The 5,366-nt window shown below is 53.4% G+C and carries 5 protein-coding genes; 4 read left to right on the top strand and 1 reads right to left on the bottom strand.

Annotation, left to right across the window (positions count from 1 at the left end):
- The first annotated feature begins 776 nt into the window (after positions 1–776).
- Positions 777–2,315 (top strand): O-antigen ligase family protein, encoded by a 1,539-nt coding sequence (locus Q675_RS33830; protein WP_022992839.1) that lies wholly within the window; start codon positions 777–779, stop codon positions 2,313–2,315.
- Positions 2,316–2,639: 324 nt separating this feature from the next.
- On the opposite strand, the gene Q675_RS33835 is transcribed toward Q675_RS33830, so the two are convergent.
- The gene (locus Q675_RS33835; RefSeq protein ID WP_227499596.1) at positions 2,640–3,638 is read right to left on the bottom strand and encodes a transposase; all 999 of its coding nucleotides are present in this window, start codon (positions 3,636–3,638) and stop codon (positions 2,640–2,642) included.
- Positions 3,639–3,829: 191 nt separating this feature from the next.
- Here Q675_RS33835 and Q675_RS33840 point away from each other — a divergent pair, with 191 nt between their 5' ends.
- The 3 genes from Q675_RS33840 (at position 3,830) to Q675_RS33850 (ending at position 5,335) form a co-directional block, all read left to right on the top strand.
- A complete protein-coding gene (locus tag Q675_RS33840) occupies positions 3,830–4,108 on the top strand; it encodes a type II toxin-antitoxin system RelE/ParE family toxin (RefSeq protein ID WP_023011853.1) in 279 nt (92 codons plus the stop codon).
- A 12-nt stretch (positions 4,109–4,120) separates the two neighbouring features.
- On the top strand, positions 4,121–4,420 hold the full coding sequence (locus Q675_RS33845) for a HigA family addiction module antitoxin (protein WP_022992840.1): 300 nt from the start codon (positions 4,121–4,123) through the stop codon (positions 4,418–4,420).
- A gap of 213 nt (positions 4,421–4,633) precedes the next feature.
- Entirely contained in the window at positions 4,634–5,335 is a 702-nt protein-coding gene (locus Q675_RS33850) for a Fic family protein (protein WP_023011854.1), read from the top strand.
- Positions 5,336–5,366: the final 31 nt, after the last annotated feature.

Genomic DNA, 5,366 nt, shown 5'->3' on the forward strand with positions numbered 1-5,366 from the left:
TGATAGTGGACAGGCACTAGCCTGACTCGACCCCCAAAGGCCTGGAGGTTTCGACCCCGGGCCTTTGTTGTTTCCAGGGCCCCAGTGGGACCCCAGTGTAGTGATAGTGCGCTATAGATCGTGGACATGGACAGGCACCGCCCCGAGCGCTAATCTGGCCGCTTTGTTCGACACCATCGCAGGAAGTGATAGTGGACAGGCACTAGCCTGACTCGACCCCCAAAGGCCTGGAGGTTTCGACCCCGGGCCTTTGTTGTTTCCAGGGCCCCAGTGGGACCCCAGTGTAGTGATAGTGCGCTATAGATCGTGTGGACATGGACAGGCACCGCCCCGAGCGCTAATCTGGCCGCTTTGTTCGACACCATCGCAGGAGCAGGTAAAGCTAACCATGCGTCAACCTCTCAACCCTAAAGTGTCTGGCGCTTCTCCGGCATCGGCTAGCCTGCTTCAGGCAATGATTGAATCATTGACCATGGACAGGCACTTGAATGATCATGGACAGGCACTAGCCTGACCTGATCCCCAAAGGCCTGGAGGTTTCGACCCCGGGCCTTTGTTGTTTTAATACCTGAATCAGTGACTCCGCCCGCCAATATACCCGTCAGGCGCAAGATCGTGGACAGGCACCGCCCCGAGCGCTAATCTGGTCGCTTTGTTCGACACCATATAGATCGTGGACAGGCACCGTCCCGCATATAGATCGTGGACAGGCACCGTCCCGAGCGCTAATCTGGCAGTTTTGTTCGACACCATCGCAGGAGCAGGCAAAGCTAACCATGCGTCAACCTCTCAACCCTAAAGTGTCTGGCGCTTCTCCGGCATCGGCTAGCCTGCTTCAGGCAATGATTGTGATATCCGCTTTTCTGGCGTTTATGCTGGTTTTGTTCTCGGACTTCATTGCCATGGCTTTCGGCGGCTACGCAGACCAGAGGTTTCTGCTAATCGGTTTAAGCGGCCTGCTGGTTATCGCCCCGATTTTGTCCTTTGCGGTAAAGCCGCAGGTGAGTATTCGTCGTACACTGCTCCTGTTGTCGCCTGCGCTGATTCTTTGTGTGGCATTTATTGCTCTTGCGTTGCCCTTTCGTAGCCAGCTCTATGTCTGGACAGAGCCCGGCATGTACTCCTTTTATTTTCTGGCTATAGTCGTGTCTGGCGGATTTTTGGCCTGGGCCAATGGCGGTGTTTTCTATTCTCGCGCTCTTATTTCGATCATTGCTGCAACCTGCCTGATTTATGGCTTGGCCTCCGTTAACGTTTATTTGTTCGCTATTTTCGATGGCCAAAAAAACCTGATTAATTTCATTCCCTGGGGCTTTGTGAATATTCGCTATTGGAGCCACATTGCCTCCTGGTGTTTGCCGTTGCTTCCACTTGCTGTGATGGTGGGGCCGCTGAAGGAGTTTAAGTCCTGGCGCATTGCTGTGCTTTTGGGGGCCGGGATGTGGTGGTGGATTCTGTTTCTGACCACTGGGCGGGGTTCCGCTCTGGGTATAGCTTTTGGTGTGGGCCTGACTGTTTTATTGTTTGGCCGAAGAGCGTTGCCCTGGTTGAAGGTCTTTGCTGTGTATCTGGCAGTGGGGATCATTCTATGGCTTCTATTGTCCGTTTTAATTCCTACCATGTTGTCAGATGGTGGCGTTCACATTAGAACGATTCATGCGGGAGACTCGGGACGTTTACCGTTGTTTGTCGAAGCATGGCATATGAGCCTGCAGAACTTCCCGTTTGGCATGGGGCCTCAGTCCTGGCTCACCCATGACCGGCTCACCGAAACCTACTCGGCTGTTGGCAAGCTTGGTCATCCCCATAATATGTATTTGATGTGGGCTGCCGAGTATGGGTGGGCGCTGATTGCGGCGTTGGGGCTGGTGGTAATTCAGGCTATCCGTTACTTCTGGAAGGCTCGCTTAGCCTTGCTGACGAGCACTGTCTCTCAGGCCTCTGATGAAAAGCTTGTGATGCTTGCTGCCTTAACTGCCTCAGTGTCAGCAGCGTTATTTCATGCGGGTGTGTCTGCGGTGTTCATGGCGCCAGGCTCGATGTTGGTTGGGCTATTCGTTTTGATTGCATTCTGGGCATTAATCATACCGGCGGAAGTTGATCAGTCTGCTGGTAACGAGCAGCGCCCGCGCTCAAAGTGGAATAGGGTAATCATTCTTGCTGTTGCTGCTGGTCTCTCTTTTGCTTGGTTAGTGTGGGCGCAAGGTGTTTGGGATTACTATCAGGATATGCGGGAGGATGAAGAGCTTTATTATGGTGAGGTGGGGGAGGGAATGCTGCCCAGATTTTGGTTTCATGGGAACTTTCCGCGTTAAGTGATTGATCAGGTGATGAATGATCATGGACACATGGACTGGACAGGCACTAGCCTGACCAAGCCTGCTAAGGCAGCCTGCTAATGGACAGGCACTAGCCTGCTAGGCGCTAGCCTGCTAGCCTGACCAGATCCCCAAAGGCCCGGCGGTTTGGACCCCGGGCCTTTGCCGTTTCCGACCCTCGGTTTTATTGCGTCCATTTAGGGGTTATGACAAAGCGGCGGCAGCATTCCACCGTGAATTATGGAAATCTGCCGATTTCAGGCGAGCGAAATTCTCGGCGGGAACACCGGTAAAGGGGTTGGAGTAATTGGGGGTGGTTGTCTAAGCCGCTCGACGCCGCCGTTCAGGATTCCGATAATCCTGATAACTGTCCTCGAACGCGGTCGCCCGGTGGCACCACCGTTCCGGCTCCAGGTTCAGCCGTTCCAGAATCGGGAGCGCCTTCTCATCAATTGCACCCCGTTTGTCACTCCGGCTGATTCTTCCTGTGCAATCCACGAGTGCCAGATAATCTTCAAAGCTGAACAGTAGGCCTCGTTGAAAGCCGTTCCGAATCACGCCTTCAAATCCCAGGAGCGGTTTCAGTGGCACCGAAAAGTCATTCAACGCCTGCTGCTCTGTTTGCCTTGCTATTGCTTCCGCCAGATCAAAGGTAGGATGAAGGCGTTCTTTAATGCTGGTGTGTTCGGAGGTTTCTGGCGTCTCTGCTATGGAGGCCCGGATGGGGTTCAGGTCGACGTAGGCCATGCAGGAGAGAAGGGCCTCTTCGGTGTCCAGGGCCTGGGATTTGAACCTGCTCTCCCAGAAGTGGCCGGTGCACTCATCCTCCTTATTGGCTTGCCTCGCTATTGGCTCATTTAAGCATTTCATAAACCAGCTCAAATCCGTCAACCGCTGCCGGAAGGTTTCTGCGTACTCCTGCACTCGTCGCAGCTCTGCTGCACACAACTCATCACCCCGATGATATCGCTGCACCAGTGGTGGCCCTTTATACAGGCTGCACCAGCGCGCCAGCACTTCATCTATGCTCCACGGTTCCACGTCATCGGGGCTTAGCTTCACGACCAGGTGGTAATGGTTCGACATCACCGCATAAGAGGCCACATCCACCGCAAACACCGAGGCCAGAAGCCGGATTCGCTCCTCAATCCAGCCGCGCCGGTGCTCATAACAGCGCCCGGTGGCGCGATCTTGCCCGCACAGGAAGGTGCGGCGCACGCAGCGTGAGATCACGTGGTAGAAGGGGGTATCTGAAACGCTGACGAGTTTTGCTCTGGCTTTGGGCATAGTGAGGTCCTTGTCTTCCGTGACTGTTGACATGCTCTTATCATGAATTAATCATTCGAAACTGTATATATATACAGGCTGGTCATAATTGTGGGTGTTTGTTTTCTCTTCGAATATGCCATGCAGTGCAGTAATCGAATGGGATTGGTGCTTGGCTATGGGGGGTAACAGCTAAAAATTAACAGAGGTTTGACGTTTAACGGTAAGCGTTATAGGGTTCAAGGATGATTAAGAGCTTCCGATGCAAAGACACTCAAACGCTGTTTGAAACGGGAAAAACCAAACGGTTTTCGGTGATAAAGGCTGTAGCGGAGCGTAAGTTGATATTGCTGCAAGCGGCTGCAGAACTGGATGATCTTAGATCTCCGCCTGGTAACCTGCTTGAAGCCTTGAATGGTGATCGTGAAGGCCAGTACAGCATTCGTATTAACAGGCAGTGGCGGGTGTGCTTTCGGTGGACGGATGACGGCCCAGAAGATGTTGAAATTGTTGATTATCACTGAGGAGGCTGCGCGATGATTCGAAATGGTATGCGCCCTATTCACCCCGGAGAGATATTAAGGGAAGAGTATCTGGAGCCGCTGGAAATGAGTGTGAATGCGCTGGCTAACGCATTGCACGTTCCGGCAACCCGAATGAATGAGATTGTTCGAGGGAACCGAGGTGTTTCTGCAGATACGGCTTTGCGATTAGCTCGTTACTTTGGCACCAGTGCGCGGTTTTGGCTCAACCTGCAAACTGAGTTTGAGTTGCGTCAAGCCGAGGTTGAAAAAGCTGCAAAGATTGCCAAGGAGATCCAGCCGCGAGCGGCCTAGCTGATGCGCTACATAATGATTGATCAAGGACAAAGGGGCTGATTATGGAGGGCTGATTATGTATAGGCACTAGCTTACCAATAGCACATGCTGGACACGCACAACCGCTGCCAGCTCCTCAATCAATCCTCGCCAGTGCTCAGAACAGCGCCCGCTATGGTAAATTGGCGGTCTTGAAAACAACTGAAAGTTGCACCGCCAACCGGAGCCGAAATGCCCACCGCCGCAGACAACCACTGGTCAATGCCACCCAACCCCGAAAAAGCACTTATGCTTGCACAACGTGCGGTGGCGGTATTTGTTTACGATGCAGTGCGCCTGGAGGGCATCAACTTCACGTTGCCGGAGGTGCAAACCCTGCTGCAGGGTGTCACAGTGGGTGGGCATCGGCTGAGCGATCAGCAAATCGCGGTTAATCAGGGCGAGGCCTGGAAGCTGCTGTTTCAGATGATCCGGGAAGGGAGCTTCAGTTTATCGGCCGATTGCGCCATGTCTCTGAATGCGGTTGCTGCAAGGGAAGAAGCGTTGGAGTGGGGCTGCTTTCGCAGTGGCTCCGTACTCATTGCCGGCACTGATTACGAGCCACCGGCGGCTAGTGAGCTACCGGAACGTTTTGACCGCATGATCGATGAACTACAACACATGGATGATGTTTACGATCAGGCTGTCCACCTGTTCCTGACCATGGCCCGTTGCCAGTTTTTCTACGATGTAAACAAGCGCATGGGGCGTTTTATGATGAACGGCCACCTGCTGAGCAACGGCTATCCGGCCATCAATATCCCGGCTTCGAGCCAACTCGAGTTCAATGAACTTATGCTCCGCTTCTACGAGTCCGGCGACCAGCGTGAAATGAATGCATTCGTGCGTAGCTGCATGGACGAACGGGTCGTTCGTATTATGAAAGAAGAGTAAACGGGTCAGACCAGCAGTACATTTCGGGGCT

The sequence above is a fragment of the Marinobacter sp. EN3 genome, assembly GCF_000475315.1.
Taxonomy (GTDB): domain Bacteria; phylum Pseudomonadota; class Gammaproteobacteria; order Pseudomonadales; family Oleiphilaceae; genus Marinobacter; species Marinobacter nauticus.

What these genes read in the sequence shown, in the direction of transcription:
- Q675_RS33830 (WP_022992839.1), top strand. Translation starts at nt 777, where the DNA reads ATGCGTCAACCTCTCAACCCTAAAGTGTCTGGCGCTTCTCCGGCATCG.
- Q675_RS33840 (WP_023011853.1), top strand. Translation starts at nt 3,830, where the DNA reads ATGATTAAGAGCTTCCGATGCAAAGACACTCAAACGCTGTTTGAAACG.
- Q675_RS33850 (WP_023011854.1), top strand. Translation starts at nt 4,634, where the DNA reads ATGCCCACCGCCGCAGACAACCACTGGTCAATGCCACCCAACCCCGAA.
- Q675_RS33845 (WP_022992840.1), top strand. Translation starts at nt 4,121, where the DNA reads ATGATTCGAAATGGTATGCGCCCTATTCACCCCGGAGAGATATTAAGG.
- Q675_RS33835 (WP_227499596.1), bottom strand. Translation starts at nt 3,638, where the DNA reads ATGTCAACAGTCACGGAAGACAAGGACCTCACTATGCCCAAAGCCAGA.